Source organism: Sorangium sp. So ce426 (assembly GCF_051475585.1).
Taxonomy (GTDB): Bacteria; Myxococcota_A; Polyangia; order Polyangiales; family Polyangiaceae; genus Sorangium; species Sorangium cellulosum_B.
The window spans coordinates 6,334,501-6,361,141 of sequence record NZ_CP150341.1; the positions used below are offsets into that span (position 1 = coordinate 6,334,501).

A 26,641-nucleotide genomic window follows, 5' to 3' on the forward strand; every position below is an offset into this window, starting at 1 on the left:
GACCTAGCGAGCGACGCCGTACCCGAGCTTCTTGATGCCGTAGACCTTGATCTTGTGCTGGAGCGTTCGCAGCGGCAGATCGAGGCGACGCGCCGCCTCCGTCTGGTTCCAGTCGGACGCGCGCAGCGCCTCGAGCAGGAGCTCGGCCTCGATCTGCTCCAGACGCGTCTTGAGGCCGACCGCGGGGGCCGCCGCCTGCCCCGGCTCGGACGCGCGCGGAGGGAGCGGCTCGGACGGGCGCGAGGGCAGCGGCTCGGACGGGCGCGAGGGCAGCGGCTCGGACGGGCGCTGGGAGAGGGCCGGCGCGACGCCGGGCTCGGACGAGCGCGAGACGCCCACGGCGCGGGAGGGCGTGGGCGGCGAGCTGGGAGAGGTCACCGCCAGGCGGATGCGCTCCGGGAGATCGCGCGCCATGATCGCGTCGCCCTCCGCGATCACCACCGCCCGCTCGATCGCGTTCCGGAGCTCACGCACGTTGCCGGGCCACGAGTAGCACTTCAGGAGCGCCAGCGCCTCGGGCGCGAGCGACTGGACCCTGCTGATGTTCGCCGAGTTCGCCTGCGCCAGGAAGCCCGCCGCGAGCGTCGCGATGTCGTCGCGGCGCGCGCGGAGCGGCGGGATGTTCAGCGTCATCGCGTTCAGCCGGTAGAGCAGATCGAGCCGGAACGTGCCCGCGTCGCACATCGCGTCGAGGTCGCGGTGCGTCGCCGCGATCACGCGGACGTCGACCTCCAGCTCCTTCGTCGCGCCGACGCGCGTCACCCGCTTGGTCTCGAGCACGCGCAGGAGCGCGGCCTGCGCTGCCGCGGGCAGCTCGCCGATCTCGTCGAGCAGGACCGTGCCGCCGGCGGCCGCCTCGAAGACGCCCTTGTGCTGCTGGCTCGCCCCGGTGAAGGCGCCGCGCTCGTGGCCGAAGAGGGTGCTCTCGACGAGCAGCGCCGGGATCGCGCCGCAGTTCACGCAGATGAGCGGCTCGCCGCGGCGCGGGCTGCCGTCGTGGATGAACCTCGCGAGCACCTCCTTGCCCGTCCCGGTCTCGCCGCGCAGGAGCACGGGGATCGAGGAGCGCGCGGCCCGCAGCGCCACCTCGACGAGCGATCGCATGAGCGGGCTCTTGGTCGCGAGGAGGTGGCCGTCGGCCTCCCACTGGCTCTCCGGCGGCGCGCCCGGCGGGCCCGCCTCGTCGGGCGGCCGGGTGCTGTCGACCTTCGGCGTGACGTAGACCAGCGCGCCCTCCGGGGGCGCGAGGCGCACGGGCTCGGCGGGGGTGGCGCTCCGCGACGCCTCGTGGCTGACCTCGATGAGCTTGTCGATGGACGTCGCGGCGTCGGGGGACACGGCGACCCCCGCGACCAGCACGGGCTCGCCCTCGCGGCGCGCGACGATCGCCTTCGCGAGCTCCTCGGCGAGCTCGGGGGTGACCTCGGGGAGCAGGATCTCGAGGGCGTCGGCGCTGTAGAAGGCGACGCGATCGACGGGCCTCAGCGCCTCGCGCACGCGGAGCCCCCAGTGGCGGAGGTGGCTCGCCTGCGCGCCGAGCGAGCGGACCACGACGAGCGCGAACTTGCGGCCGAAGAACCTGGACCGCACGATCTCGGCCTGGAGCGCGAAGCGGAGCGCGTCGGAGCCCTCCAGGCCGAACGGGGGCATCTCGCCCCCGGAGAGCACATGGACCGACGCGACGATGCCGCCGAGCAGCACCTCGTCCCCGGCCTTGACCACGCCGCTCTCGACCCGCTGCCCTGAAATGCGCGTCCCGTTGCGCGAGCCGAGGTCCTCCACAACGACCTCGCCGCCCACGAGCGTGAAGCGCGCGTGCCGCCGCGAGATGCTCCTGTCCCGGATCACCACGTCGGCCGGGGCCTCCCTGCCGACGACGACGCCGACGCCGGGGCTCATCGGGGCCATCTCGACGCCGTCATGATGATAGACGAGCAGGAGCACACGCCGCTTCTCCGAGCGCGCACCCTGGAGGAGCTCCCCTGTCTTGATGGACAGTGGCGCGGTCGTCGCCATGGGGCCGGTCCTGTAACCGCTCACACTGCCCAACTACGCCTCATTCCTCCCAACGGCAACCGGGAAGCGGCGACGCCCCGGTCTTCGACGAAAGCGCGCGCGGGGCGTCCGCATGGTAAGGAGGTCGGATGCTCCGTCTCAACGCCGAATGGACACAGGTGCTCCGCCGGTACAAGGAAGACCACCAGGATCCACGCAACCAGGCGTGTCACCAGGTCGGCATACCGCTCATCGTCGCGAGCTTCCCCGTGGGCGCGACGCTCATCGGCCTCCCGCTCGCGGCCGCGATGTTCGCGACCGGCTGGGGCTTCCAGCTCGCGGGCCACTGCTTCGAGGGGAAGAAGCCGTCGTTCGTGGACGACAAGCGGAGCCTGATCATCGGCGTGCTCTGGTGTCTCGAGAAGTACGGCCTGCGCGTCTTCGAGGAGACGCCCGCCCCCTGACGCTCCTCGCCAGGCGCTTCCCGGGCGCCGTCCACGTGCACGGCTGTGACGCGGACAGATCGGCTTCCTGCATCAGAAAACCTGGAACATGGTTTTCTTTGCCACTGTGCTGCATTGCGCAAAGCTTTCTTGACGTGATGCACGCACGGTCGTACCTGTGTCGCCAGCGGGGGCGATGACTCTTCCTGTTTGGGGTCCTCGGCAGGCACCGTGCCCGCCGGCGCATCGACGTCCGTCCGCCCGTGCCTCTGTCCCGACGAGCTCCCGGAGCGTCGGGACCGGCCCGCCGCAGGCGATGAGATGGACGAGGACGAGGAGACGGGGGATGGGGAGCATGAGGGGGAAAGTCGCCGTGATCACGGGGGGCACCTCGGGGATCGGGCTCGCGACGGCATCCGCGCTGGCGCGGCAGGGCGCCCGGGTGACCGTGCTCTGCCGCCGGACCGGCTCCGACGGCGCGAGGAAGCTCGCCGCGCTGAAGGTGCTCGGCGAGGTCAACCTCGTCGAGTGTGACCTCGGCCGGCTCGCGTCCGTGCGCGCGGCGGCCCGCCAGGTGGCCGACCGGTGCGGGGTCGTTCACCTGCTCGTGAACAACGCGGGCGTGTTCCTGCGCGAACGCGCGGAGTCGGCCGACGGCCTCGAGATGACGTTCCAGGTGAACTACCTGTCGCATTTCCTGCTGTCGAACCTGCTGCTCGACCGGCTCAAGGCCGCGCGCGACGCGCGCGTTGTCAACCTGGTCGCGCCGGTGGACAGCATCCGGCTCGACTTCGATGATCTCATGTCGAAGCGCTCGTATTCGTTCCTCTCCGCCTCCGCGCGGTCGAAGCTCGCGCTCGTGCTCTCGGCGCGCCGCCTCGCGGAGAGGCTCTCGGGCACAGGTGCCCAGGTGCTCTGCTACTACCCTGGCCTCGTGCGCTCAGGGCTGTTCGAGGGGACCTCGCGCGTCCTCAAGGCGCTGATCGACGTCGTGGGCGCGACGCCGGCGCAGGCGGCCGCGAACCTCCTCGCGATCCTGGCCGAGACGGCGCCCGCCGGGAGCCCCGCCTTCTTCGAGCGGACAAGGGCGAGGCCCCTCAAGGGAATGGCGACCGACGCAGAGGCGGCCTCGCGGCTCTGGGAGATGAGCTCGAGGCTCGTCGGCTTCACCTGAACGGAAGGGCCCCCCGGCTCACCGGAACCCCCGCTTCTTGAGCTCCGCGGCGAGCGACGACTGCACGCGCTCGACCTCCCGGCCGATGGCCCGCACCGCCTCCGTCGCGCTCTCGAGCGTCCCCGCGCGCGCCTCGCGATCGAGCCGGGCGCAGAGCTCCTTCAAGCTGGAGGCCGCGAGCGCGTCGGCGCTCTCGTAGAGCGCCCAGGCGAGCCGCTCGAGCTCGCCGAGCGCGCCCTGCGCCGCGGCCTCGCGCATCGAGGCCACCCGGGTCGGGGCCTCCGTGAGGAAGAGCTCGATCACCTCGGTGACGACGTCGGGCTCGACGGCGCGCAGCCCGCCCCGCGGCCGCGAGGAGGCGGGCTGGACGCGCTTCGACGTCGATGGGGGCGAGGGCGTGACCAGGGTCGGCGGAGCGAGCTCCACGCTCGGCGGCGCGCCGTCGGGGTGGGCGGCCTCGTACGCGCCGGACCGCGACGCCGCGCCGGGAGGCCGCCGTCCGCGGTCGGCCTCGTCCTGTTTCGGCGGCTTCGACGAGGCCGTCCCTCGCGGCGACCTCGGCGGGTGCGCGCGCGCCCCGGCGGACACGTGCTCCGGCGGCAGCCCTGCGAGCAGCCGCAGGCTCGAGTGCAGCTGCGCGCGCCGGATCGGCTTGATGAGCACGGAGTCGACCTCGGCGCGGCTGGGCGCCTCCCTGCCGGCGTAGGTCATGAGGCCGACGCGGACGGGCGCGATCGCGGGGTCCACCTTGATGCGCTGGAGCAGCCTCAGGCCGTCGAGATCGGCCAGCTCGAGGTCGATCAGCACCATGTCGTACGCGGCGCCGGCGTCCGCCGCCTCGCGCAGCGCGGCCAGGGCGGCGGCGCCGCTGCCCGAGGTGCGGCAAGCGAGCCCGAGCTCCTCGCTCAGCTTTCGCACCACCTGACGCACCGAGCCGCTGTCGTCGACCACGAGCACCCGCTTCCCGGGCAGGTCGATGCGCGGGATGAGCGCGCGCTCCGCGCCGCGCGCGCGCCGCTCGAACGGCAGCGCGAACGAGATCCCATGCCGGCGCGCATCGGTGTCCGCGGGCTCGCAGAGCTCGCCGCCCATCGCGACGACCAGGCGCTTCGCGACGGCCATGCCGGACGCCGCGCCGAGGTCCCGCCCGGACGCAGGCCGCGCTCGCCCGCCGGGCGCGCCCGCTGCCCCCGGCGCCTCCGCGCCGTCCGCGCGCCCTGCGCCGCCCGCGAGGCGCACGTCGAAGCGCACCCGCGCGCGCGCTCGCTCGGGCGCGCCGTCGATCCTGCCTTTCGCCTCGTCGTTGCGGGCCGCGTCCAGCGCGGCGCGCACCAGCACCTCGCCTCGGGGCGCCGCGCCGATCGCGGTCGCCACGACGTTCAGCAGGATCTGCCGCAGCCGCGCGGCGTCGCCGCGCACCGCCGCCGGCACGTCCGGCTCGACGTCGAGCACGAGCTCGGTCCCCTCGTCATGCGCGCGATCGCCGAGCAGCTCTGCCGCGTCCTCGATCGCCCGCCGCAGATCGAAGTCGGCGTGATCGACGTGCGGGCCGCGGCCGTCCGGCTGGTCGAGCGAGATGAGATCGTCGACCATCGAGAGCACCGCGTCGCCGCTGCTCCGGATGCGCCGCGCCCAGGCGCGCTGCTCCGAGTCGAGCTCGCTGTCGAGCAAGAGGCTGCTGAACCCGACGATCCCGCCGAGCAGCGTCCGGATCTCGTGCCGCATCTGCGCGACCGCGCTCGCCTCCCCCTCCTCGGGGACGAGCGCCCATGGCCGCGCGGCTGGCTCCTGCGGCGTGAGCGCGCGCTCCGCGGACTCGCTGCTCCTCGTGCCGGGGCTGCTCTCTGGACCGCTCCGGCGCTGCTCTTTGCCTGCCATCGACGCCCCGCCACGCCGTGGTCGCCCGCCCCACGCGGGCCCCACGACGCCGGAGCTTCGAGTGTACTGCTTACAATGCCCCGGAGAGAAGCTCGCCGTGCGCGCCGCGACGACCGCTCGGCGCCGTGCGCGCGCCAAGCACGCGTGATTTACGTGTGATTTACGTGTGATTTACGCGTGATCTACGCGCCATTCACGCAATGTCAGCGTCCGTCAGCTCCCGCGCCCCGCGCCACGGCGGGGGCGCTCGGCGGCGTCTCCCACGGTTCGCGAGGCCCATGGGGGCGACGCGCGTCTCCGAGCGCCGTCACGACGACACGCTCGCGATCGACCGCCGCCTCCGCCGAGAGCACGCTGATGGCCGACGGGTCCTCGGACGACGCGAGCGCGCGCCGGCTGTGCCCGAACAGGCGCAGGAGCAGCTCCGGCGGGGCGAAATCGAGGTCGCTCTCGTGGACGAAGAGCCGCCCGAGGTGCTCGGCGTAGGCGCTGGAGAGCACCTGGAAAGGGATCCTGTCGAAGGCGAGCGCGCGCCGGCGGCTCGCTGCCGCCGACCCGAGCAGCGCCGCGAAGAGGGTCGTGTAGATGGCGCGGAGCCTGATCCGCATCGAGGCCGGGCTGCGCTTCAGGGCCTCGCGCAGGAAGTGGACGTTGAGCGGGACGTGGAACGACTCGTCGCGCGTCAGGATCGTCAGCATCTGGCGCACCGCCGGGTACCGGGCTTCCCGCAGCGCGAGGCGGTAGGTCGTCGAGCCGATGGTCTCGAACATGAGGTTCGTGAGCACGATCGTCTCCACCCGCTTCGCGCGGCCGTACAGGCGATAAAAGGTGCCGGTGACGCGGCCCATGGGCCGGACCTCGCCGCCGATGTGCGCGAGGAACTTCGTGAGCAGCTCGCGGTGCCACCCCTCCTCGTCGCCGTAGAGCCGCAGGCACTCGCCGAGCTCGGGGTCCCAGCCGCTCACCTCCGCCGCCAGCGCATGCGCCTGCATGAGGCCGGACTCCTCGGCGCGGAACGCGGCGTTGAAGAAGGCGATCGCGGCCTGGCGCTCTCCCTCGCTCTCCCACGGGATCGGCCGGGAGAGGTCGAGCTCTTCGTCGTACATCCGCTCCGCGCGGCGGCGCAGCATGCTGAGCCACCACGAGGTGGCGCGCTGGACGGGGGGCTTGCGGGAGATCGGCTGGGACGCTGCGAAAAGCATCGGGCAAGGACCCCGTCGGTGACGGATGTGACGGATGTGACGGATGAGGAGCCGTCTCCTCGATCGCACACGACGGGACGGGACGGGCGGCACCATAGCGCAGTTGTTCGGCGCGGCGCACCCGGGAGCGCGGCGCGCCCGAGCGCGCGCCGAGGGCGGAAGCCCGCTCGGGGGCGACGGATCCCTGCGCGCTCGATCGACGGGCCGACGGGCGACGAGGGGCGACGACGGGCGGACGACCCCGGGGGGCGTCGGTCGTCGCCCTGGCGCGCTTTGTACGCCCCTCCGGGTGGGATACCATAGTCGACCCACTGTGTTCTTCGAGCAGCTCGAGCTCCCCCTCGGAGGGCTCTATCCCCAGACCGAGCCCACGCGCATCCCACGGACCCGGCGCGTCTTCGTCAACCGCAACCTCAAGCTGGCGGGGATCGACTGGGTCGGCTTCGACATGGACTACACCCTGGCGATCTACAACCAGACCGAGATGGACAACCTCTCGATCCAGGGGACCGTCACGAAGCTGGCCGCGCGAGGCTACCCCGAGGAGATCCTGCGGCGCCTCCGCTATCCGATCCACTTCCCGATCCGCGGCTTGCTGATCGACAAGCGCTTCGGCCACGTGCTCAAGATGGACCGGTTCAAGGTGGTCCAGCGCGGGTACCACGGCCTCCGGGAGCTCACGAGGGACGAGCTCCGGTCGCTCTACCAGCACCGGAAGATCCGGCCGAACACCGCCCGCTACCACTGGATCGACACGCTCTACGCGCTGAGCGAGGCCACGCTCTACGCCGGCATCGTCGACGCCCTCGAGGAGCGCGGCGTCGCGCTCGACTACGCGCGGCTGTTCACCGACATCCGCGAGTGCATCGACGAGGCGCACCGGGACGGCACCATCCTCGACGTCGTCCTGTCCGACCTGCCGCGCTTCGTCGAGCGCGACCCGAACCTGGCGCAGACGCTCCACAAGTTCCGCTCGGCGGGCAAGAAGCTCTTCTTGCTCACGAACTCGCGCTGGCCGTTCACCGAGAAGATGATGACGTACCTGCTCGGGGACGCGATGCCGGAGTACCCGAGCTTCCGGCACTACTTCGACGTCATCGTCGTCGCCGCGCAGAAGCCGGCGTTCTTCCAGGAGCGCCGCCCGCTCCTCATCCGCGACGGCGCCGAGCCCCGCCCCGCCACGGCCCCGCTCGAGCGCGGCGCCATCTACGAGGGCGGCAACCTCAACGACTTCGAGAAGTTCCTGAACATCTCCGGCGACCGGGTCCTCTACGTCGGCGATCACATCTACGGCGACATCCTCCGCTCCAAGAAGGAGAGCGCGTGGCGCACGGCGATGATCATCCAGGAGATGGAGGCGGAGGTCGCCGCCCACGAGTCGTGCCGCCGCGAGCACATGGAGAGCGCCCTGCTCGAGGGGCGCCGCGAGGAGCTCGAGGACCAGCTGCGCTTCTACCAGCAGCGCTACAAGGACCTCACCCGCAAGATCGAGGAGGAGCAGCAGAGGAGGAACGGCGCGACCAACGGGGGCGGAGCGCCGCTGCTCGCGGAGGCGAACGGCGAGCACGTCCAGATCGACTACAGGACGTCGTTCTACGAGGCCGAGCGGGGCCGCACCAAGCGCGCGGTCGAGCGCATCCGCGGCCAGCTCCGGGCCGTCGACGCGGAGGTCGGCAAGCTGGAGCGCGAGATCGCCCGCCGCTTCCACCCCTACTGGGGCTCGCTGCTCAAGGAGGCGAACGAGACGTCCAGCTTCGGCGATCAGGTCGAGGAGTACGCCTGCATCTACACGTCCCGCGTCTCGAACCTGCTCGCCTACTCGCCGCTGCAGTACTTCCGGAGCCCGCGCGACCTGATGCCGCACGAGCTCTGATCGCCGAGGCCTCCGCGCCGGTGCGCGGGCGCCGCATGAGGAGATCGCCATGAGCATCGCCCGCCCCCGCCCGCTGTTCGTCGCGCTCGTCGCCCCCGCCCTCTTCCTCGCCGGCGCCGCCGGCTGCGGCAAGCGGGCCTGCTTTCACTGGACCGATCTCGAAGGGGCGTGCCCGTCGAGCGACGAGGCGCGCGTGTTCTTCGAGAACCCAGGCTGCGTGAGCTCCATCGACTCCATCGACAGCGAGGGGGATTTCGACGGCGAGCTCTGCTGCTACGACGTCACCACGGTCGACACCGGCGACGAGGAGTGCTTCGCGCAGGGGCCCATGTCCGGCAGCGGCGGCGGCGCACGCCCCCCGATCCCCAAGTAGCCTGGGGGCGCAGCGCGCGGCCTGCGTGCGCGCCTGCGCCGCGTCACTTGCAGCAGCGGAAGCCGGTCGAGTAGTCGTGGTACCCGCGCGCGTGCGCGGTGGTCTTGTACTCGCAGCCGTCGCCGTGCTTGGCGCTGTCGAGGTAGTAGCCGCCGCGGAAGGTCCCGCGCGGCGCGCTCGTCCACTCGTGCAGGTTGCCCACCATGTCGTGGACGCCGAAGCTGCTCTTGCAGCGGCGGAACGCGCCCGAGGACGCCAGCGTGCCCGGGAGCTGGTTCAGGCGGGCGTCGTTCATGTTGGCCCACGTGAACGCCGACTGCGGGGCCTCGCCCCCCTGGCCGAAGTAGCGGTTGAACGACGAGACGCCGCTGTCGTTGCAGGCGCCGCGCTCCCGCTCGCGCCCGTAAGGGAACACCGTGGCGCGCTTGCCCTTGCACGCGGTGACCCACTCGTCGTCCATGCAGAGCCGCTTGCCGGCGTTCCGGCAGGCCGCCTCGGCCTGATCCCGGCTGATGTACGCCTGCGGCTTCACGCCGCGCCGGCTCACCGCCTTCACCTTCAGCTTGCCGACCGGCTCGAACGGCGAGTGCCGGCGCTTTCCGCCGCCGGAGAGCAGCTCGACGGTGCTCGCCTCGAAGCGATCGATGCAGAACGTCCCGCGCACCGAGGCCATCCCCGCCGGGCACGCGGCGCGCGCGGCGGCGGCCGTCCGGGGGCTCGGTAGCCCGAGGACCGCGAGGCCGAGCGCCGCGACGCCCGCGGCGAAGGCCGACGAGCGCGCGAACGACAGGGCGGGCCGGCGCGCGAGGGGGTGAGACGGGAGAGGGGGTCGCATCGCGGAGAGGCCCAGGCCCGGGGCGAGCCTCTGGCCATAGCCGATCCCCGGCGCCGCGGGCAAATCGCCGCAGCTGGCGGAGGCGGGCCCGGACGCGCGCGCTGCTGGCGCTGGACGAGCGGGCGATTTCGGTCACGCTGGCGCTCCCATGACAGCCACCGCCTCGCCCGCCGCCGGCGCCACGGCCGCGGGCTCGCGCGGCGACCTCCCCGCGCCCGCGGGCTCGCCCGGCGATCTTCCCACGGCCTTGCTCCGGAGCTCCCCCGCCGACTTCATCGTCGAGGAGCTCCCCGCTTACGCGCCGAGCGGCCGCGGCGAGCACGTGTTCGTGACCTTCCGCAAGACGGGGCGCACCACGCTCGACGCGGTCCGGGCCATCGCGCTCGCGCTCGGGGCCGACCCGGGCAGCGCCGGCTTCGCCGGCATGAAGGACCGGCACGCGATCACCACGCAGACCGCATCGTTCCAGCTCCCCCTCGCGCAGGATCCGGCGCCCCTGCTCGAGAAGGCCGAGCTGCCCGGGATCGAGGTCCTCGCGGTCGCCCGGCACGACAACAAGCTCAAGCCGGGGCACCTCCTCGGCAACCGGTTCCGGATCGCGCTCCGGGGCATCGCACCCGCGGCGCTCCCGCTCGCCGAGCGCCGCCTCGCCGAGATCGGCCGCGCCGGCGTGCCGAACGCGTTCGGGCCCCAGCGGTTCGGGAGGAACGGCGACAACCCCGAGCGCGCGCTCGCGTGGATCGCGGGCCGGGAGCGCGGGCCCCGCGACAAGCGCGAGCAGCGGCTGCTCTTCTCGGCGCTCCAGTCGCTCTGGTTCAACGAGGTGCTCGCGCGCCGCGAGGCGGACGGCACCTGGAGCGCCGTGCTCCCCGGCGATCTCGCCAAGAAGCGCGACAGCGGCGGGCTGTTCCTCGTGCCGCTCGAGGGCCCGGAGCTCGCGGACGCCGAGGCGCGCGCCGCCGCGCTCGCGATCTCGGCGACGGGCCCGATGTTCGGCCGGAAGATGCGCTGGCCCGAGGGCGCCCCGGGCGCGCTGGAGCGCGAGGTGCTCACCGCGGCGATCGGCGACCCGCGCAGGCTCGACGCGTTCGCCCACGCCGGAGAAGGCACGCGGCGCCCGCTGCGCCTGGAGGTGGACGGCCTGGAGGTATCCACCTTGGAGGCGGCCGCCGGGGAGGCGGCGGTGAGCGCCACGACGCCAGGAGCGGCGGACGATCCGGATGTACGGCACGGAATCGTCGTCTCATTTGTGCTACCGAAGGGCGGCTACGCGACGACCGTCCTTGGGCGAGTCTTCCGGCTCGTCGACGCCTCCGCCCCCCGGCCCTCCATCGGCAGGCCGGGGACGGGCAGCGCCCCTCCTCCGGAGGCGGACGAAGTCGAGGAAGGGCAGCCCGCCGTCGACCCGTAGATGATCTTCGAAGCGCGGCTCCCCCCCACCCCCCCATCGGAAAGGCACCAAGGAACAAGATGAACCTCGTCGAGTGGCTGCAGCGCATCATGGTCGGATTCGGGGCCGCCTGGGTCATGTGGTTGATGATCGCCCTCAGCGTCGTCTCGGTCGCCATCATCCTGGAGCGCGCCTGGTTCTTCTGGTCGCTCCGCGACGATCTCACCGTCCTCGCGCGGGACCTCAAGACGTCCCTCGACGACTCGATCGAGGCGGCGCGGCGGCGGATGGACGCCTCGCCCTCGGCCGAGGCGGCGGTCGTCGCGGCCGGCCTCGCGGTGGCGCACCAGGGGCCCGAGGCGGCCGAGGAGGCCATGGCCGGCGCCGCGGCGCTCCAGCGCATGAAGCTCGAGCGGCGCCTCGCCTACCTGGGCACGCTCGGCAACAACGCGCCGTTCATCGGGCTGTTCGGCACCGTCATCGGCGTCGTCGGCGCCTTCGACGCGCTCGGCCAGGCGGCGAAGACGCCGGTGGCGCAGGCCACGTCGCAGGCCATGGCGCCGCAGGCGGTCATGTCGAGCATCGCCGAGGCGCTCGTCGCGACCGCGGTCGGCCTCGCGGTCGCCATCCCGGCGGTCGCCGCGAACAACTTCTTCCAGCGCATGATCAAGTCGACGCTCGCCAACACCGAGGCGCTGACGCGCGTCCTGCTCGCGCACCTCAAGATCGATCCGGCGTTCGCCGGGGCCGCGCCCGCCGCCGCCGTCGAGCAGCCGCGCGGCAAGGCCGCGAGGGCGTCGCGGCAGGACGAGCACAAGAAGGGCGGCGCGGGCGAGGAGGAGCGCTGATGGCCGCCACGAGCCGCAACGACGATGACGAGATGATCAGCGGCATCAACGTCACGCCGCTCGTCGACATCACCCTCGTCCTCCTCATCATCTTCATGGTGACGGCGAAGATCATCGTCTCGCAGTCGCTCCCCCTCGACCTGCCGAAGGCGGCGCAGGGGCAGGAGGTTCAGCTCATCTTCGGGCTCGAGCTGCACGCGAACGGCGACACGCTCGCCGACGGCAAGAAGCTCGCGGGCGAGGACGCCATCCTGCCGATCGCGCGCGAGGCCCAGGCGAAGAACCCGGAGCTCCGCGCTGTCATCCGCGCCGACACGACGGTCCCGCACGGCCGCGTGATCCGCGCGCTCGATCTGCTGAAGCAGGCCGGCGTCTCCAAGATCGCGTTCGGCGTGACGCCGATCGCGCCCGAGGCCGGCGCGGCCCCGGGCACGGCGCCGGGCTCCCCCGCCGCGCCTCCCCCGGCGGCCCCTGCGCCCGCAACCCCGAGCCCCGCGCCGTGAGCGCGCCGAGCGAGACCTTATGAGCCAGGTCACGAGCGATCGCGCCGCGGGGGCGGTCCACGACGGGCGCCGCCGGGGCAAGCGCAGCGGCGCTGAGCCCGGGGGCGCCCTCGATCCCTCGACCCCCCTCGCCTCGCCGGCGCCTGCCCGCGCAGGCGATCGCCGGCGCGGCGCGGATCCGCTCGCCGCGGTGCTCGCCCTCGGCGACCGCGCGTCGCGCGTGGGCGCCTTTCTCGGGGTCACGCTGGCGGTCACGAGCCACGGCGCGGCCTCGGCCCGGGCCATCGTCTCGGGGTCGCTGCGCGACATGCGGCACGTGGTCGAGGAGATGCGCACCGGCATCCACGACTACCTCTGGGCGATCTACGAGGTCGACATCCCGCCGCCGAAGGTCGAGGAGCCCAAGCCGCCGGAGCCCGAGCCGCCGCCGCCGGCGCCCGAGCCCGAGCCCGTCCCCAAGGTCGCGCCGCCTCCCCAGGCGAACACCCCGCCGCCCAAGGACGACCCGTACGATCCACCCCCGGCCGCCGCCGAGGCCTCGAAGGTCCTGACGAAAGAGCCGGATCCGGACGAGGTCCTCGACATGACCGATCAGGGGATCGCGAGCGGCGAGGGGCAGGGCGTCGGCTACGGCCAGGTGGCCGGCGCGGGCACGGCGAAGACCCCCACGTTCAACCCGAACGCGAAGGTCGGAGGCGTCGTCGGCGGCAAGGGCACGGGCGACCCCGTCCCGCCCCCGCCCCCCGCAGGGCCGGACCGTTCCGCGCCGCCCGGGCTGATCGGCAGCAGCAACTGGAACTGTCCTTTCCCTCCCGAGGCCGACGTCGACCAGATCGACCAGGCGAAGGTCGTCCTCATGGTCACGGTGCGCCCCGACGGCAGCCCGCTCTCGGTCAAGGTCGTCAGTGATCCTGGACACGGCTTCGGTCGCTCCGCGCGCATGTGCGCGCTCGGCCGTCGCTACAACCCCGGCAAAGATCGCTCGGGCGCTCCGATCGCCGCCACGACGCCGCCCATCACGGTGACGTTCACGCGCTAGCTGCTCGCCGCGAGCTCCCTTTAAATTCGCGTCACGCCCGGCGCCTCGGCTATCCTCCGGGGCAGCTTGTGATCGTCCCCGAACGGATCGAGCAGCTCTCGAAGGTCCCCCTCTTCAAGGGCCTCACCCCGGCCGCGCTGGAGCTCATCTCGCGCGTCGCGAGCGAAGAGACGCACGCCCTCGGCACCAAGATCTTTCAGCACGGGGATCCGGGCGACAAGCTCTACATCCTGCTCGAAGGCAAGGTCCGGATCAGCCGAGAGATCGCCGGGATCGGCGAGGAGGCGCTCGCGGTGCTCGGCCCGGGCGCCGTGTTCGGCGAGATGGCGCTGCTCGACGAGGCCCCCCGCTCCGCCGACGCGCGCGTCCACGAGCGCTGCCGGTTGCTCACCGTGTCGAAGGACGCGTTCGAGGACCTGCTCTTCCTGCACAAGGAGCTCGCGTACGAGGTCCTCTGGAACGTCGTCCGGATGCTCGTCCAGCGGCTCCGCGAGACGAACAACAAGCTCACGTTCCTCTCCGTCTCAGGCAAATTCGAGTAGAGTGCCGGCCAGATCGCCCGGCGACCGTGGGAGCGCGCCTGCGCGGCGCGGCCTGCCGCACGGGGGGCGGCGTCCGGCTCGAACTCAACGTTCCTTGGAGGACTATGGCAGCCAGAATGAAGCACGCAGCGCTCGCCCTCGCGCTCTGGATGGGCGCCTTCGCAGGAGCCTGTGGCCCCAGCACACCGCCGCCCGAGACGGCGGCCGACAAGAACGACTTCGACGGCGAGTCGAGCCCGGACGAGGGCAAGGCGACCGCCGACGCCGAGGGCGCGAAGCCCGCGAAGCCGGAGAAGGCCGCGGAGGCGCAGGAGCACGAGGAGGAGCACGGGGCTCCCGCCAAGTCGACGCCGATCCAGACGACCAAGTTCGAGGCGGATCTGAAGAAGATCGGGATCAACCTCAAGAAGATCCCCGAGCTCGAGAAGCTCCCGGCGGGGCAGAAGAAGAAGGTGATGCCGCTGCTCCAGAAGGCGCTCGGCTACGACACCTGCGAGGGCTGCCACGTCGAGGGCGACTTCAAGAAAGAGACGCGGGACATGAAGATCGCCCGCGAGATGTGGCGCAACTTCGTGGTGCCGCTCCGCAGCGAGAGCGGCGGAACCCTCTTCTGCGACAGCTGTCACGCCGGGAACGAGCACGTCCTGAACCGCAAGGACAAGAAGGCCCTGCAGGCGTTCATGGAGGAGGAGTACCAAAACAAGGTCTCCCGGGCGAACAAGGAGGACATGGAGTGCGGCACGTGTCACGGCGACGCCATGGAAACCAAGATTATCGAGAAACTCTGGAACATCCCCAAATGACGGGTGCCGCCTGGACGACGCGCGAGGCGCCGGTCCAGCGGCGGGGCACGACGGAATCCGGCGAAGCCTCATCGCTCTGCTCGCCGGAAGTTCGTTAACTGCCTTACTTTTCAGCAGGAGCGCCCTCGAGGCCTGCCTGCGCTCCGATCTCGCACCAGCGTCCACTTCCATCCTGCGCCGGCGCTCGGCCGCCTCATCCTCGACGACGGATCACCATGACGGTGGGTCATGCACCGTTTTCGTACTAGATAGGCGGCATGTGCGGTGTGTTCGGAATCTTTGGCCACCCCGAGGCGGCCAACATGGCCTACCTCGGGTTGCACGCGCTCCAGCATCGAGGGCAGGAATCCGCGGGTATCGTCAGCAGCGACGGGGAGCGCCTCTTCGGTCACCGCGCCATGGGGCGGGTGCAGTCCGGCTTCTCTCCGACCGATCTCGCGACGCTGCCCGGCGATCGCGCCATCGGCCACGTCCGCTACTCCACCGCGGGCGGCTCGCACCTGAAGAACGCGCAGCCGCTCGGGGTCGACTACGCGCGCGGCTCGCTGGCGGTCGCGCACAACGGCAACCTCACGAACCATGAGGCCCTGCGCGATCGGCTCGAGGCGCGCGGCTCGATCTACCAGACCGCGAGCGACACCGAGTCGATCGTCCACCTCATCGCGATGAGCAAGAAGGAAGAGCTGCGCGACCGCATCGCGGAGGCGCTCACGCAGGTGGAGGGCGCGTACTCCCTGCTCTTCCTGACCGAGCGCGAGCTCATCGCCGTGCGCGATCCGCGCGCGATCCGGCCGCTCTGCCTGGGCGAGATGGAGAGCGGGAGCGGCGTCACCCACGTGGTCGCGAGCGAGTCGACGGCGTTCGACCTCATCGGCGCGCGCAAGGTGCGCGACGTCGCGCCGGGCGAGATGCTGATCATCAGCGCCGACGGCGTGCGCTCCGAGTTCCCCTTCGCGCAGGAGCCGCGCAAGCTCTGCATCTTCGAGCACGTCTACTTCGCCCGGCCCGACTCGACCATCCAGGGCGTGAGCGTCTACGAGGTCCGCAAGGCGTTCGGCCGGCGCCTCGCCGCCGAGCAGCCCGTCGAGCCCGGCGACGATCTCGTCGTGATCCCCGTGCCCGACTCGGGCGTGCCGGCGGCGATCGGCTTCGCCGACCGCGCGCGCGCCCCCTTCGAGATGGGGCTCATCCGCAGCCACTACGTCGGCCGCACGTTCATCGAGCCGCAGCAGTCGATCCGGCACTTCGGCGTCCGGCTCAAGCTCAACCCGAACCGGGCGGTGATCGAGGGCAAGCGGGTCGTCGTCATCGACGACTCGATCGTCCGCGGGACGACGAGCCGGAAGATCGTCAAGATGATCCGCGACGCCGGCGCGCGCGAGGTGCACGTCCGCATCTCGAGCCCGCCCACGCGATGGCCCTGCTACTACGGGATCGACACGCCCACGCGGTCGGAGCTCATCGCCTCGAGCCACTCGGTGGACGAGATCTCCAGCTACCTGACGGCCGACAGCGTCGGGTACCTCTCGCTGGAGGGCCTCGTCGAGAGCGTGCGGTCTCTCGAGGCGCGCGCCGTGGACGCCTCGGGCGCGCGGCCGTCGGCGGAGAGCTACTGCCACGCGTGCTTCTCCGGGAGCTACCCGATCCCCTTCACGCCGGCCGCGCCGAACCGGCAGCTACGGATGGTGAGCGGTTGACGCTGCCCCGCTCCGGCGCCGAGGGTCCTCCGATGACCGAGGGGACCGCCGATCACGAGAGCGCGGATCGCTCCGCCGCCTCGGCGCCGCTCTTCGCCCGCGTCGCCGACGAGGTCTCGATCTACGAGGTGAGCCCGCGGGACGGGCTCCAGAACGAGGCGGCGATGATCCCGATCGAGGGCAAGCGGCGGCTCATCGCGGCGCTCGTCGGCGCCGGCCTCCGCAGGATCGAGATCACGAGCTTCGTCTCGCCGAAGTGGGTGCCGCAGCTCGCCGACGCCGAGGAGCTCGCGCGGACGCTCCCGGCCGAGCGGGGCGTGACCTTCAGCGCCCTGTGCCCGAACGCGCGCGGCCTCGAGCGCGCGCTGGCGGTGGGCCTGCGCGAGATCGCCGTCTTCCTGAGCGCGAGCGAGGCGCACAACCGCGCCAACATCAACAAGTCGATCGACGACACGCTCTCGGTGTTCTCGGAGATCGTCCCTCCGGCGCGCGAGGCGGGCCTCGCCGTGCGCGCCTACGTCTCGACCGTGTGGGGCTGCCCGTACGAGGGCGACGTCGACCCTGCCCGGGTCGTGCGCATCGCGGAGCGGCTCATCGACCTCGGCTGCTACCAGGTCTCCCTCGGCGACACGATCGGCGTCGGCACCCCGCGGCAGACGCACGACATCGTCCGCCGCTTCCTCGACGCGATGCCGCCCGAGCGGTTCGCGCTGCACATGCACGACACGCGCGGCACGGCGCTCGCGAACATCCTGGTCGGCCTGGAGCTCGGGGTGCGCGACTTCGACGCGTCGGTGGCCGGCGTCGGCGGCTGCCCCTACGCGCCGGGCGCGGCGGGCAACATGGCGACGGAGGACCTCGTGTTCATGCTCCACGGGATGGGCGTCCGGACCGGCGTCGATCTCGACAAGGTGATCGAGGCGGGGAACGTCGCCGAGCAGGTCATCGGCCGCCCGCTCCCGGGCAAGGTCCACCGCGCCGGCCCGTTCCGGCTCCGCCGCCAGCCGACCCGGGACTGAGCGCGCGGCGCCGGGCCGGCGTCGACCGGCGCGCCGCGCCCGGCCCGCGAGGCCGCCGTCAGTCGCCCGCGATGCACCCGAGGCGCGTGAAGAAGACGTGGTGCTCGCCGCCCTCGCGATCGTCGCGGAAGAGGATGCCCACGTCGCCCTCCGGCCCGAACGTCGCGACCGGGCTGATGCTGTCGCGGGGCGCGAAGGTGAGCCGCTGCTCCGCGCTGATCGGCGCGAGATCCGCGTTGACCGTGACCGCGTAGAGCTCGTAGCCGTCGTTCTGATCGCGGTCGTCCGAGTAGATCGCGAGCAGCCGATCGCCGAGCGGGCGCAGGAACGGGTACCTGGAGCGGAAGGGCCCAGGGTCCGAGATGGGCGTGGGCGGCGTGAGGATCTCGCCGTCCTCCGAGACCGCCGCCGCGTAGATGGCCTTGGGGGTCGCCGACTTGTCGAACCACGCGATGACGTAGCGATCGCGGTTCCAGACCACCGTCGGATAGACCGCGTCCGTCTCGCCGGTCGTCAGCGTGACGACCTCCGAGCGCGGATCGAGCTCGGCGGTGAAGGTCCGGAACTGGATGAAGTGCGTGGCCGCGTCGCCCGTGGACCACGCGACCCCGATGCCGCCCTGGCCGGCCGCCGCGGAGGGCGCCTCGTTGCCGAGGCCGTTCGACGCCTCCGTGAGCTGGACGTTGTCGCCGATCGGGTTGCCGTCGATGTCGATGCGCTGCGCGAACAGATCGAAGAGGCCGTTGCGCTCGTCCTGCCAGACGGGGATGAACTCCGCGTCGTTCCAGGCGAGCGTCACGTTGACGGAGAAGCCGGGCGCCCTCGAGAGCCGCCGATCCCCGCCCTCCACCTTCTGGCCTTTCTCGTCGAGCAGGGAGAAGTACACCTCGTAGTCGCCGTCGCGCCGGTCCTGCCAGGCGGCGCCGTACCGATCGCCGACCCACACGATCGGCCCGCCGGAGGCGTCGCCGTTCTTCGGCGTGATGATCTCCTCGCCCGGCGCGAGCGGCCGCCCGTCGACGCTGATCATCGAGCGGTACACGTTGAAGCCCTGCGTGGTCCCTGTGTAGAGCGACGCGTACGACGTCCCGCTCCAGGCGAGCCCGCCGGAGCCGGCCGGCGCGATGTCGCCCGAGATGCGGGTCGCGTCGGTGTCGAGCGGCACGAAGCGCGCCCCGTTGTCGACCGTGCCGTCGCAGTCGTTGTCGACGCCGTCGCAGATCTCGATCCCCCCAGGGAAGGCCGCGGCGCTCGCGTCGTCGCAGTCGTCGCCGCACGCGAGCGGCTCGCCAGGGATCGTGCCGGGCAGCGCCGCGCGGAAGCCGTCGCCGTCGATGTCGAGCGTCGACGGCCCGTAGACGCACGCTCCGGTCGCGCTCTCGCACGTGTCCTTGGTGCAGGGATCGCTGTCGTCACAATCCACCGGCTCCAGCGCGACGCACTCCCCGCCGCGCCGCGGGGCCGCGCCCTCGGGCGAGGGCGCCGCGCCGCCGTCGGGCTGCCCCGCCTCGAAGAGCTGGCAGAACACAGGCTTGCAGAGATCCTCGATGCCGGGACAGTCGGCGTCCACCTCGCACTCCGGCGCGGGCGGCGGGATGTTCAGCCCTGTCCGCGCCCCGCACCCTCCCGAGAGCGACCCGCCGCCGAGAACCGTCCCGAACAGGGCCGCCGCCAGCGCCGCCTTCCGGCGCGCGCGCCGACCCAGGGCGTACGTCGTCACAGACATCCGCCCATCCCCGCGACGTCGATCGGCTCGCACACGAACCCCGGATCGCAGCTGTCGTCGCCGCTGAGCGCGCAGAGCTCGACGCACTGGGTGCCCGAGCCGGTCACCACGCAGGCGAACCCGGCGCCGCACTGGCTGCCGCCGCTGCACGGATCGCCCTGTCGGCCTGGACCGGCCGGCGCGCAGTACGCGCCGTAGATCTCCTGCCCGCACGGCTCGTCCGGATACTGCACGTAGATGAAGCACCCCTCTCCCGAGGCGCAAAAGCCGCTCGACTGATCGTACGGATCGCACGCGAAATCGGTGATCGGCGGCCCGGTGTCGGGACAGCCGGGGTCTTCGTACTCTTCGAGCGGGTCCCTCCCCGGGTCCGAGCCGCCTCCCCCGCCGGTCGGGACGGGCGGAGCGCCGGCTTCGCCGCCGCCCCCGCCGTCCGCGGACGGATCGTCCACGATGACTGTCTGGCCGCAACCGACAGCGAGACCGAGCCCAGGGAGCGGAACGCAGAGGAGTGTCAGGAGGAGCGAGGAGCACCGTCGCATGTCGCCATGCTATCGATTCCTCGCGCGCCCGCCATGCATTTGGCAGCGATGGCAGTGTCCTGACGCCACGACGAGCGGTGGATCGTTTCCCCCAGGCTGCAATCCCACTTGCCTGTTGGCCGGCGCTCTGATGTATCTCTCAACAATGCACACGCGCAACCTGCTCACCATCGCACTCCTCGCAGCTCCCCCTCTGGCGCTCGCCCCTCTCATGGCGTGCGGCGGCGATGACGAGGCGGGAGGAGGTGGAGCGAGCTCCTCCAGCACCACCTCGAGCAGCTCCGGCGAAGGCGGCGGCGGCGGTGAGGCCGGCGGCGGCGGTGAAGGCGGCGCGGGCGGCGCAGGCGGCGCGGGCGGTGGAGACGGCGGCGGCGGCGGCGTGGTCCCCGGTGAGCCCGCCGGCCACCTGCTGATCTCGGAGGTCGCCGTCAGACCGGGAGCGGGCGAGTTCATCGAGATCTGGAACCCGACCGAGGCCGAGATCGACCTCACCAACTACTACCTTTCGGACAACAGCGTTTATTATGCCATCACCACGGGTACCGCCTTCGCGCCGACCGGCAGCGCAGGGACGGACTTCCTCGTCCAGTTCCCCCCCGGGACCATGATCGCGGCGGGCGCGCGCCTCGTGCTGGCGAGCGATGACGGCTTCGAGCTCGAGTACCAGCGGTGCGCCGACTTCGCCCTGGACGAGACGGTCATCCCCTGCGAGGGGGGGGACGTGCCGCCCATGATCGCGCCCACGAACGGCGCCCTCGGGGCGCAATCCGGCGCGCTGCTCACCGACGGCGGAGAGATGGTGATCCTCTTCGAGTGGGACGGCACGGAGCGCAGCCCGCTCAAGGACGTCGATTACGTCATCTGGGGCGAGGAGCTGGGGAACTCGGCGATGGTGTACAAGACAGGCAAGACCGGTTATGCCGATGACACCGCGCGCGGCAGCCAGCGGCCGGCCGCGGCCCCCGGCAGCAGGTCGAGCATCGTCCGCTGTAGCGATCTCGAGTCCGGCGAGCTCTTGACCGAAGGCAACGGCATCAGCGGGCACGACGAGACGAGCGAGTGGCTCGACATCAGCTTCACCGTGGCGTCCACGCCGACGCCTGGCGAAGAGAACGATTGCCCGTGAGCTCGGCTCCTCGCCGCGGGGCGGCGGGAGCCCGGGCTCGGCGCGGGGCGCCTCGAACCGATCACTGCCGGGTGATCGTCACCTTCTTGATGACCGGCGGGGTGACCGGGCGTTCTCCCTTGACCTCGACGCCGGCCAGCTTGTGGACGAGCTCCTCGGGCCCGCACTCACCGAAGATGGTGTAGCCGTTGTCGAGGTGGAACGCCGCCGCGTCGGTGATGAAGAACTGCGCGGAGTTCGTGTTCTTGCCGCGGTTCGCCATGCACAGGAGCCCCGCGCGATCGTGGCTGCCGTCCTCCCAGACCTCGTCAGGGATGACGTAACCGGCCTCGCCGGTGCCGTTCTTCTTCGCGTCGCCGCCCTGGATCATGAATCCCTTGATGATGCGGTGGAAGATGGTGCCGTCGTAAGCGGGCTTCTTCTCCCACGTCCCCTCCGGCGTCTTCCAGGGCCTGATCCCTCGCGCCAGGCCGACGAAATTGGCGACGGTGATCGGGGCCTTGTCGTCCAGCAGCTTGCAGGACAGCGTGCCGAGATCGGTCTCGATCGACGCGGTCAACGTCTTGCCCGGCGGGAGCCCCTTGGTGGCGTCGTCGAGCGTCCACTTGCCCTTGACCGGGTCGTCCTCGCTGGGCTTGACCTCGGCGACCGGCTTCGCGGTGACCTTGCGCTTCTGCGGCTGAGGGCGCTCCTTCGCTGCCGTCTCCGCCTTGCCTCCGGCCAGCCCCGTCGACGCAGGCGTGGTCTTCGGCTTCGGCGCTTCCTCGGCCGTGGGCTCGGGGGTCTTCGAACATCCCGCGAGGGCCGAGAGCGTGGCGAGGGTGGCGATGGACTGAATGGCGAGGGTTCGAGCGTTCATCGTGCGACGATTTCCCGCGTCGCGGTCCGGCGGTCAAGGACGAGCGTCGCCGTGGTAGGAAGCGCCATGAGCTCGCGCTGCGCCCTCGCGACCCGTCCGTTCACGTCCATCACGTCCATCACGTCCATCACGTCCATCACGTCCATCACGTCCACCTCGCTGGCCATCCCCGCCGCGCTCGCCTCGCTCGTTCCCGCCCTGGGCGCGCTGCTGCTCGGGATCGCCCTTGGCGCGTGCGAGCGCCGCGTCGACGAGCCGCTCCCGCTCACGCCCAGCAGCAACTTGGGCGACGTTGCGCCGCCCGCCTCGACCGGGACGCCGCCCGCCTCGACCGTGGAGCGGGACGCCGGCCGCTGCATCCAGCCGACGCCGTCGACGCCGGAGCGACCGTCTCCAAAGCTCACCGGCCCGGATCCGGCGTGCCCCGAGGACCCGACCGGCCCGTTCCAGCTCGCGACCGGCAAGGTGACCTTCCTCGAGGCCAAGGCCCCCGATGTCACCGTCGAGATCGCCAGGAGAGAGCAAGAGCGCGCCCGCGGCCTCATGTACAGGACGAGCATGGCGGAGAACCGCGGGATGATCTTCGTCTTCCAGCAGCGGAACAATCACTCGTTCTGGATGCACAACACGTGCATCCCGCTCGACATGCTGTTCATCGACAGCGACGGTACGATCGTCGGTATCGAGGAGAACACCCCGACGCTCACCGACTCGACCTTCGACGTCGGATGTCCGTCGACGTACGTCCTCGAGCTGAACGCCGGCTGGGCGCGGCGCCACGGCGTCGTCGCGGGCCAGAAGGTGCGGCTCGAGGGGATCTGACCCGCGCCCGAGCGGCGGATCCTCGGCCGGAGCGTCGTTCTATATCCCGGTGAACAGACCGAGCTGGCGCGGGGGAGCCGGCGGCCCGAGCGACGAGCGCGCCGCGCCGGGCGGAGGTGCCGGCGGCGCCGCCGCGTCGAGGACGAGCGGCCCCCGAGGCGGCGCGGCGACGAGGCGCGTGCGCCGGCCGACGAGCGCGTCGCGGGCGGCGTCGAGCGCGAGCTCCGGGCGGTTGTTGACCTCGGAGAGGTGCATCAGCGCGACCGTGTGCGTGCCGCCGGGCAGCGCCGCGAGCAGCTCGCACGCCTGCGCGTTCGCCAGGTGGCCCCGCGCCGAGCGGATCCTGCGCTTGAGGTGCTGCGGGTACGGGCCGGCCTCGAGCAACCCCGCGTCGTAGTTCGACTCGAGCATCACCACGTCGCAGCCGGCGACGTGCTCCAGGAGCCCCGGAGGGACCTCGCCGAGATCCGTCACGAGCGCGGCCCGCCGCGCGCCGTCGTCGACGACGAGCGCGACCTGCGCCGCGTCGTGCGGCAGCGGCGTCGGCAAGAAGGTGAGCGCGCCAACCGCGAACGGCTCGCGCGACGAGAAGGCCCGGACGCGCTCGGGATCGCCGAGCTCCGCCGCGCGCGCGGTCGCCTCCGAGGCGTAGATCGGGATCTTGTGCTTCTTGTTGTACCTGGCGGCCACGCCGACGTGATCGGCGTGCGCGTGTGTGATGACGATCGCGTCGGGCAGCAGCCTGCCGTCCGCGCCGCCCGCGGCCGCCGCCGAGAGGCACTGCTCGAGAACCCGCGGCCCGACGCCCGCGTCCACGAGGACCCGCGTGCCGCGGGAAGCGAACAGCGTCGCGTTGCCTCCGCTCCCGCTCGCGATGATGGTGATCTTCATACCGGGCTCCGGGGACCGGACTACAGGCGGCTCCGTGAGCCGTAGCGCAGGCGAGGGCCCGGCTGCAAGCGCGGAGCCGCGCGAAGCGCTCGCGACCGCGCCCGAACGACGCTACAGGGATCCCACGTCGTGGCGCCCTCCCCTCGCCCCGCTTCAGCCTCTTCCCCCGACACCGACGCGGAGGTGCCGCTCGCCGTGCCGCGCGCCGCCGGCGAGAGCGGCGGTGCGCCGCGCGCCCCCGGCGACAACGATGCGCCGCGAGGCGCGCGCGGCAAGCGGCGCCGCCGCGCCCTGATCGCGGCGCTCGTGGTCGTCGCCGTCGTCGCGGCCGCCGTCGCCGCGCTCGTCGTGCTCGGTCCTCCCGCGCTCCGCCGGCGCATCATCGCCGAGGCCCGCGCGCGCGGCGTCGCGCTCGATCCCGGGAAGATCGACGTCGATCTCGGCTCGATCCGCCTGCGCGACGGCCGCTTCTCCCTGCTCGGGGTGCGCGGGATCTCGGGCACCGTCGCGCGCGCCACCATCGAGCTGCGCGGGCTCTCGCCCGCGCGGATCGCGACGGAAGGCGTCGAGCTCACCCTCGTGGGGACCGACGCCCTGGAGGATCTGCCGGCGTGGGTCGCGCAGTACGGCCCGCGCGCGGCGGCGCTGCCGCTCACCACGGGCCGCGTCCGCCTGGGTCTCCGGGATCACGAAGGCGGACCGGAGGTGCTCGCGCTGGCCGACGGCGCCCTCGAGCGGCGCGCGGCCGCCCCGGTCGAGGGCGCGGCCGCGCCGCCCGGCGCGCCGCGGCCGGAGCTCGGCGTCCTGAAGCAGGCTCGCGTGCTCGTCGCCGGCAAGGAGATCGCGCGCACCGACATCGCCTGGTCCATCGGCGCAGCGTCGATCACCCTGGGCCTCGGCGGCGAGGACGTCGTCTCCGCGCCGCTCAGGGCCGAGCTCCGGCCGCGCCCCTCGCCGAGCGCCTCGATCGAGCTCGCGCCGACGCCGCTCTCCGCCGTGGGCGCGCTCCTCGGCGTCGACGTCGGCGCCTCGACGATGGTCGTCGCCGGAACGCTCGAGCTGCGGCTCGCGGAGGGGGCGGACCGGACCGCCCTGTCCAAGGCGCCGCTCGAAGGGCCGATCGCGCTCACGGTGAAGGGCTTCACCCTGCCCCACCCCAAGGAGCTCGACGGGCTCCTCTTCGGCAACACAACGACCGTCAAGGCGGACGCGCGCCTCTCCGCGGACCGCCAGCGCGTCGCGCTGAGCGGCGTGGAGGTCGCCGCCGGCGCGCTGAAGCTCAAAGGAACGGGCACCGTCGAGCGCAACGGCGCGGACGCCGCGATCGCGATGGATCTATCTGGATCCATCCCCTGCTCGCTCCTGGCTGGCTCTGCCGCGATGTCGCACCTGACCGGCGCCGTGGGGCTGCTCGCGCGCGACCTGGTGAACCGCGCGCTCGCGGGCTCGGTGGCGGTCCAGGTCCGCGTCGACGCGCGCGCGAGCCGGCTGACCGCCGCGCGCGTCACGCCGAGCGCGATCCTCCGATGTAAGCTCCGCTTCTAGCGGATAGCTCGGCCGCGCCAGGTCCCGCGACCCGGATCCAAACAAGAATCCCGGGAGAAGAGCGCCGGCACCTCACCAACGAAGCGAACAGGCATGGAATTTTCCCATCCTGACGTTCAATGTACCCCGTCGTGGCTCGACGGTTGAACTGCTTTTTCCCGGCGCTTTCGCTTCCGAGCACCCCTGTCGCGCGCTGCCGCCCCCTGCGGCTGGACTCCGTCCGAGCGCCGCGAGGATCGGTGAGAGAGGAAGGCGGAGGACGAATGTCGATGTCGAGGACGATCTGACGCGATGAACCACGGCGCGGAGCACGGGAAGCGCGGCGCACGCTCGACGCGCGACGGCCGCCCTGACACGTTGTTCGATGAGGAGCCCGCAATGCGCTCTGGAGCTCTGCCCCTCGCCGCTCTGCTCACCTCGCTGCTAGGGCTCGTGGCGGTCGTCAGCGCTGCCTGCGACGGCGGTCTCGGCGCCGGCATGGACGACAGCGCGGGCGGCGGGGGCGCGGCGGCGTCGTCCTCGTCCTCCTCGTCGGCTTCCGTGACATCGGGCGGAGGCAGCGGCGCGGGAGACGGCGGGGGCTCCGGAGAAGGCGGCATCGGGGGAGGCAGCGGCGGAACCGACGAGCAGGACTTCCCCCTCGACACGACGCCCCCGGCGCCTTGCCCGCCCGACATGGCGGAGGTCCAGGGATACTGCGTCGATCGCTTCGAGGCGCCGAATGTGGAAGGCGCCCTGCCGCTCGTCATGGAGAGCGCCGTCTCGGCGCGCGCCTGGTGCGAAGCGCGCGGAAAGCGCCTCTGCACCGAGGACGAGTGGGACACGGCGTGCCAGGGCCCCGAGGCGTTCGTCTATCCGTACGGGAACACCCACGAAGCGGAGCGCTGCAACGACAACAAGACGTGGAGAGCGCCCGACGAGGGCGCGCTCGGCTCCTGGCCTTCCGACGAGGCGCTGGCCGAGGTCCAGGCGCTGTACCAGGCCGAGCCGAGCGGCTCGCGACCCGGGTGCGCGAGCGCGTTCGGCGTCCACGACATGACGGGAAACGTCGAGGAGTGGGTGGTGCGCACCCGATACCACGTCAACGAGTATCCTCACGTCCTCAAGGGCTGTTACTGGTCCGCCTGCTTCGGCGGCGCGAAGCCGCGGTGCGGCTCCACGAACCCGGCGCACGGGGACGGGTTCCGCTACTACGAGACCGGCTTCCGGTGCTGCCGTGACGTCGAGTGAGCCAGCCGGCGGCGGCGATCCGGCCCACACGCGCGCGGCTTGAGCGCGCGGCGCGCAGCGGGCGTTCGGCGCGGCCGCAAGCGGCGCGTCTTGGACGTTCGGCGCGACCGCAAGCGGCGCGTCTTGGACGTTCGGCGCGACCGCAAGCGGCGCGTCTTGGACGTTCGGCGCGACCGCAAGCGGCGCGTCTTGGACGTTCGGCGCGACCGCAAGCGGCGCGTCTTGGACGTTCGGCGCGACCGCAAGCGGCGCGTCTTGGACGTTCGGCGCGACCGCAAGCGGCGCG

24 protein-coding genes are annotated in these 26,641 nt (G+C 72.2%); 16 read left to right on the forward strand and 8 right to left on the reverse strand.

The annotated features are described in order from the left end of the window. Positions 1-3 precede the first annotated feature (3 nt). Positions 4-2,040, reverse strand: a complete 2,037-nt coding sequence (locus tag WMF44_RS23475) for a sigma 54-interacting transcriptional regulator (RefSeq protein ID WP_437301340.1) — start codon at positions 2,038-2,040, stop codon at positions 4-6. Between the two features lie 104 nt (positions 2,041-2,144). On the opposite strand from WMF44_RS23475, the gene WMF44_RS23480 reads away from it, so the two are divergent. Both WMF44_RS23480 and WMF44_RS23485 read left to right on the forward strand, forming a co-directional pair. Then, the gene (locus WMF44_RS23480; RefSeq protein ID WP_012236939.1) at positions 2,145-2,459 is read left to right on the forward strand and encodes an Mpo1-like protein; all 315 of its coding nucleotides are present in this window, start codon (positions 2,145-2,147) and stop codon (positions 2,457-2,459) included. A gap of 334 nt (positions 2,460-2,793) precedes the next feature. Then, a complete protein-coding gene (locus WMF44_RS23485) occupies positions 2,794-3,612 on the forward strand; it encodes an SDR family NAD(P)-dependent oxidoreductase (protein WP_437301341.1) in 819 nt (272 codons plus the stop codon). A gap of 18 nt (positions 3,613-3,630) precedes the next feature. Here the strand turns inward: WMF44_RS23485 and WMF44_RS23490 are convergent, their stop codons facing one another. Together WMF44_RS23490 and WMF44_RS23495 are read right to left on the reverse strand one after the other, a co-directional pair. Continuing rightward, positions 3,631-5,490, reverse strand: coding sequence for a response regulator (locus WMF44_RS23490; protein WP_437301342.1), 1,860 nt, complete (start codon positions 5,488-5,490; stop codon positions 3,631-3,633). Between the two features lie 203 nt (positions 5,491-5,693). Beyond that, complete coding sequence (locus WMF44_RS23495; protein ID WP_437301343.1) at positions 5,694-6,692, reverse strand: ferritin-like domain-containing protein; 999 nt, start codon at positions 6,690-6,692, stop codon at positions 5,694-5,696. A gap of 313 nt (positions 6,693-7,005) precedes the next feature. Here WMF44_RS23495 and WMF44_RS23500 point away from each other — a divergent pair, with 313 nt between their 5' ends. Together WMF44_RS23500 and WMF44_RS23505 are read left to right on the forward strand one after the other, a co-directional pair. Further along, complete coding sequence (locus WMF44_RS23500; protein ID WP_437301344.1) at positions 7,006-8,565, forward strand: HAD-IG family 5'-nucleotidase; 1,560 nt, start codon at positions 7,006-7,008, stop codon at positions 8,563-8,565. Positions 8,566-8,614: 49 nt separating this feature from the next. Next, entirely contained in the window at positions 8,615-8,938 is a 324-nt protein-coding gene (locus WMF44_RS23505; RefSeq protein WP_437301345.1) for a hypothetical protein, read from the forward strand. A 43-nt stretch (positions 8,939-8,981) separates the two neighbouring features. Here WMF44_RS23505 and WMF44_RS23510 read toward each other — a convergent pair whose 3' ends face one another. Further along, positions 8,982-9,773: an SUMF1/EgtB/PvdO family nonheme iron enzyme gene (locus tag WMF44_RS23510; RefSeq protein ID WP_437301346.1), complete on the reverse strand. Its 792-nt coding sequence runs from the start codon at positions 9,771-9,773 to the stop codon at positions 8,982-8,984. A gap of 148 nt (positions 9,774-9,921) precedes the next feature. Here WMF44_RS23510 and truD point away from each other — a divergent pair, with 148 nt between their 5' ends. The 8 genes from truD to WMF44_RS23550 all read left to right on the forward strand — a co-directional run bounded on the left by truD (position 9,922) and on the right by WMF44_RS23550 (position 17,614). Beyond that, entirely contained in the window at positions 9,922-11,184 is a 1,263-nt protein-coding gene (truD, locus tag WMF44_RS23515) for a tRNA pseudouridine(13) synthase TruD (RefSeq protein WP_437301347.1), read from the forward strand. A 59-nt stretch (positions 11,185-11,243) separates the two neighbouring features. Next, the gene (locus tag WMF44_RS23520) at positions 11,244-12,011 is read left to right on the forward strand and encodes a MotA/TolQ/ExbB proton channel family protein (RefSeq protein WP_012236947.1); all 768 of its coding nucleotides are present in this window, start codon (positions 11,244-11,246) and stop codon (positions 12,009-12,011) included. Further along, complete coding sequence (locus WMF44_RS23525; protein WP_437301348.1) at positions 12,011-12,514, forward strand: ExbD/TolR family protein; 504 nt, start codon at positions 12,011-12,013, stop codon at positions 12,512-12,514. The genes WMF44_RS23520 and WMF44_RS23525 overlap by 1 nt, the downstream gene beginning before the upstream one ends. Before the next feature lie 19 nt (positions 12,515-12,533). Continuing rightward, complete coding sequence (locus WMF44_RS23530; RefSeq protein ID WP_437301349.1) at positions 12,534-13,553, forward strand: energy transducer TonB; 1,020 nt, start codon at positions 12,534-12,536, stop codon at positions 13,551-13,553. Positions 13,554-13,621: 68 nt separating this feature from the next. Then, complete coding sequence (locus tag WMF44_RS23535; RefSeq protein WP_012236950.1) at positions 13,622-14,095, forward strand: cyclic nucleotide-binding domain-containing protein; 474 nt, start codon at positions 13,622-13,624, stop codon at positions 14,093-14,095. A 116-nt stretch (positions 14,096-14,211) separates the two neighbouring features. After that, entirely contained in the window at positions 14,212-14,898 is a 687-nt protein-coding gene (locus WMF44_RS23540; protein ID WP_437301350.1) for a hypothetical protein, read from the forward strand. Positions 14,899-15,155: 257 nt separating this feature from the next. Then, on the forward strand, positions 15,156-16,595 hold the full coding sequence (purF, locus tag WMF44_RS23545) for an amidophosphoribosyltransferase (protein WP_437301351.1): 1,440 nt from the start codon (positions 15,156-15,158) through the stop codon (positions 16,593-16,595). Between the two features lie 32 nt (positions 16,596-16,627). Continuing rightward, a complete protein-coding gene (locus WMF44_RS23550; RefSeq protein WP_437301352.1) occupies positions 16,628-17,614 on the forward strand; it encodes a hydroxymethylglutaryl-CoA lyase in 987 nt (328 codons plus the stop codon). Between the two features lie 58 nt (positions 17,615-17,672). Here WMF44_RS23550 and WMF44_RS23555 read toward each other — a convergent pair whose 3' ends face one another. Both WMF44_RS23555 and WMF44_RS23560 read right to left on the reverse strand, forming a co-directional pair. Further along, on the reverse strand, positions 17,673-19,340 hold the full coding sequence (locus tag WMF44_RS23555) for a putative metal-binding motif-containing protein (protein ID WP_437301353.1): 1,668 nt from the start codon (positions 19,338-19,340) through the stop codon (positions 17,673-17,675). Then, entirely contained in the window at positions 19,331-19,792 is a 462-nt protein-coding gene (locus WMF44_RS23560; RefSeq protein WP_437301354.1) for a hypothetical protein, read from the reverse strand. The genes WMF44_RS23555 and WMF44_RS23560 overlap by 10 nt, the downstream gene beginning before the upstream one ends. Before the next feature lie 235 nt (positions 19,793-20,027). Between WMF44_RS23560 and WMF44_RS23565 the strand changes: the two genes are divergently transcribed. Continuing rightward, entirely contained in the window at positions 20,028-21,008 is a 981-nt protein-coding gene (locus tag WMF44_RS23565; RefSeq protein WP_437301355.1) for a lamin tail domain-containing protein, read from the forward strand. Between the two features lie 61 nt (positions 21,009-21,069). Here the strand turns inward: WMF44_RS23565 and WMF44_RS23570 are convergent, their stop codons facing one another. Further along, on the reverse strand, positions 21,070-21,867 hold the full coding sequence (locus WMF44_RS23570; RefSeq protein ID WP_437301356.1) for a peptidylprolyl isomerase: 798 nt from the start codon (positions 21,865-21,867) through the stop codon (positions 21,070-21,072). A gap of 66 nt (positions 21,868-21,933) precedes the next feature. Here WMF44_RS23570 and WMF44_RS23575 point away from each other — a divergent pair, with 66 nt between their 5' ends. Further along, the gene (locus WMF44_RS23575) at positions 21,934-22,689 is read left to right on the forward strand and encodes a DUF192 domain-containing protein (RefSeq protein ID WP_437301357.1); all 756 of its coding nucleotides are present in this window, start codon (positions 21,934-21,936) and stop codon (positions 22,687-22,689) included. 39 nt (positions 22,690-22,728) lie between these two features. On the opposite strand, the gene WMF44_RS23580 is transcribed toward WMF44_RS23575, so the two are convergent. Further along, positions 22,729-23,580: an MBL fold metallo-hydrolase gene (locus tag WMF44_RS23580; RefSeq protein ID WP_437301358.1), complete on the reverse strand. Its 852-nt coding sequence runs from the start codon at positions 23,578-23,580 to the stop codon at positions 22,729-22,731. Positions 23,581-23,709: 129 nt separating this feature from the next. Here WMF44_RS23580 and WMF44_RS23585 point away from each other — a divergent pair, with 129 nt between their 5' ends. Then, a complete protein-coding gene (locus WMF44_RS23585; RefSeq protein WP_437301359.1) occupies positions 23,710-25,125 on the forward strand; it encodes a hypothetical protein in 1,416 nt (471 codons plus the stop codon). A 378-nt stretch (positions 25,126-25,503) separates the two neighbouring features. Beyond that, complete coding sequence (locus tag WMF44_RS23590) at positions 25,504-26,355, forward strand: formylglycine-generating enzyme family protein (RefSeq protein ID WP_437301360.1); 852 nt, start codon at positions 25,504-25,506, stop codon at positions 26,353-26,355. Positions 26,356-26,641: the final 286 nt, after the last annotated feature.

Bases quoted from the DNA above. Each gene is read 5' to 3' on its own strand.
- WMF44_RS23555 (WP_437301353.1), bottom strand. From the start codon at position 19,340: ATGTCTGTGACGACGTACGCCCTGGGTCGGCGCGCGCGCCGGAAGGCG.
- WMF44_RS23565 (WP_437301355.1), top strand. From the start codon at position 20,028: ATGCACACGCGCAACCTGCTCACCATCGCACTCCTCGCAGCTCCCCCT.
- WMF44_RS23490 (WP_437301342.1), bottom strand. From the start codon at position 5,490: ATGGCAGGCAAAGAGCAGCGCCGGAGCGGTCCAGAGAGCAGCCCCGGC.
- WMF44_RS23580 (WP_437301358.1), bottom strand. From the start codon at position 23,580: ATGAAGATCACCATCATCGCGAGCGGGAGCGGAGGCAACGCGACGCTG.
- WMF44_RS23480 (WP_012236939.1), top strand. From the start codon at position 2,145: ATGCTCCGTCTCAACGCCGAATGGACACAGGTGCTCCGCCGGTACAAG.
- WMF44_RS23550 (WP_437301352.1), top strand. From the start codon at position 16,628: ATGACCGAGGGGACCGCCGATCACGAGAGCGCGGATCGCTCCGCCGCC.
- purF (WP_437301351.1), top strand. From the start codon at position 15,156: ATGTGCGGTGTGTTCGGAATCTTTGGCCACCCCGAGGCGGCCAACATG.
- WMF44_RS23485 (WP_437301341.1), top strand. From the start codon at position 2,794: ATGAGGGGGAAAGTCGCCGTGATCACGGGGGGCACCTCGGGGATCGGG.
- WMF44_RS23575 (WP_437301357.1), top strand. From the start codon at position 21,934: ATGAGCTCGCGCTGCGCCCTCGCGACCCGTCCGTTCACGTCCATCACG.
- WMF44_RS23525 (WP_437301348.1), top strand. From the start codon at position 12,011: ATGGCCGCCACGAGCCGCAACGACGATGACGAGATGATCAGCGGCATC.
- WMF44_RS23590 (WP_437301360.1), top strand. From the start codon at position 25,504: ATGCGCTCTGGAGCTCTGCCCCTCGCCGCTCTGCTCACCTCGCTGCTA.
- WMF44_RS23495 (WP_437301343.1), bottom strand. From the start codon at position 6,692: ATGCTTTTCGCAGCGTCCCAGCCGATCTCCCGCAAGCCCCCCGTCCAG.
- WMF44_RS23505 (WP_437301345.1), top strand. From the start codon at position 8,615: ATGAGCATCGCCCGCCCCCGCCCGCTGTTCGTCGCGCTCGTCGCCCCC.
- truD (WP_437301347.1), top strand. From the start codon at position 9,922: ATGACAGCCACCGCCTCGCCCGCCGCCGGCGCCACGGCCGCGGGCTCG.
- WMF44_RS23540 (WP_437301350.1), top strand. From the start codon at position 14,212: ATGAAGCACGCAGCGCTCGCCCTCGCGCTCTGGATGGGCGCCTTCGCA.
- WMF44_RS23510 (WP_437301346.1), bottom strand. From the start codon at position 9,773: ATGCGACCCCCTCTCCCGTCTCACCCCCTCGCGCGCCGGCCCGCCCTG.
- WMF44_RS23520 (WP_012236947.1), top strand. From the start codon at position 11,244: ATGAACCTCGTCGAGTGGCTGCAGCGCATCATGGTCGGATTCGGGGCC.
- WMF44_RS23530 (WP_437301349.1), top strand. From the start codon at position 12,534: ATGAGCCAGGTCACGAGCGATCGCGCCGCGGGGGCGGTCCACGACGGG.
- WMF44_RS23570 (WP_437301356.1), bottom strand. From the start codon at position 21,867: ATGAACGCTCGAACCCTCGCCATTCAGTCCATCGCCACCCTCGCCACG.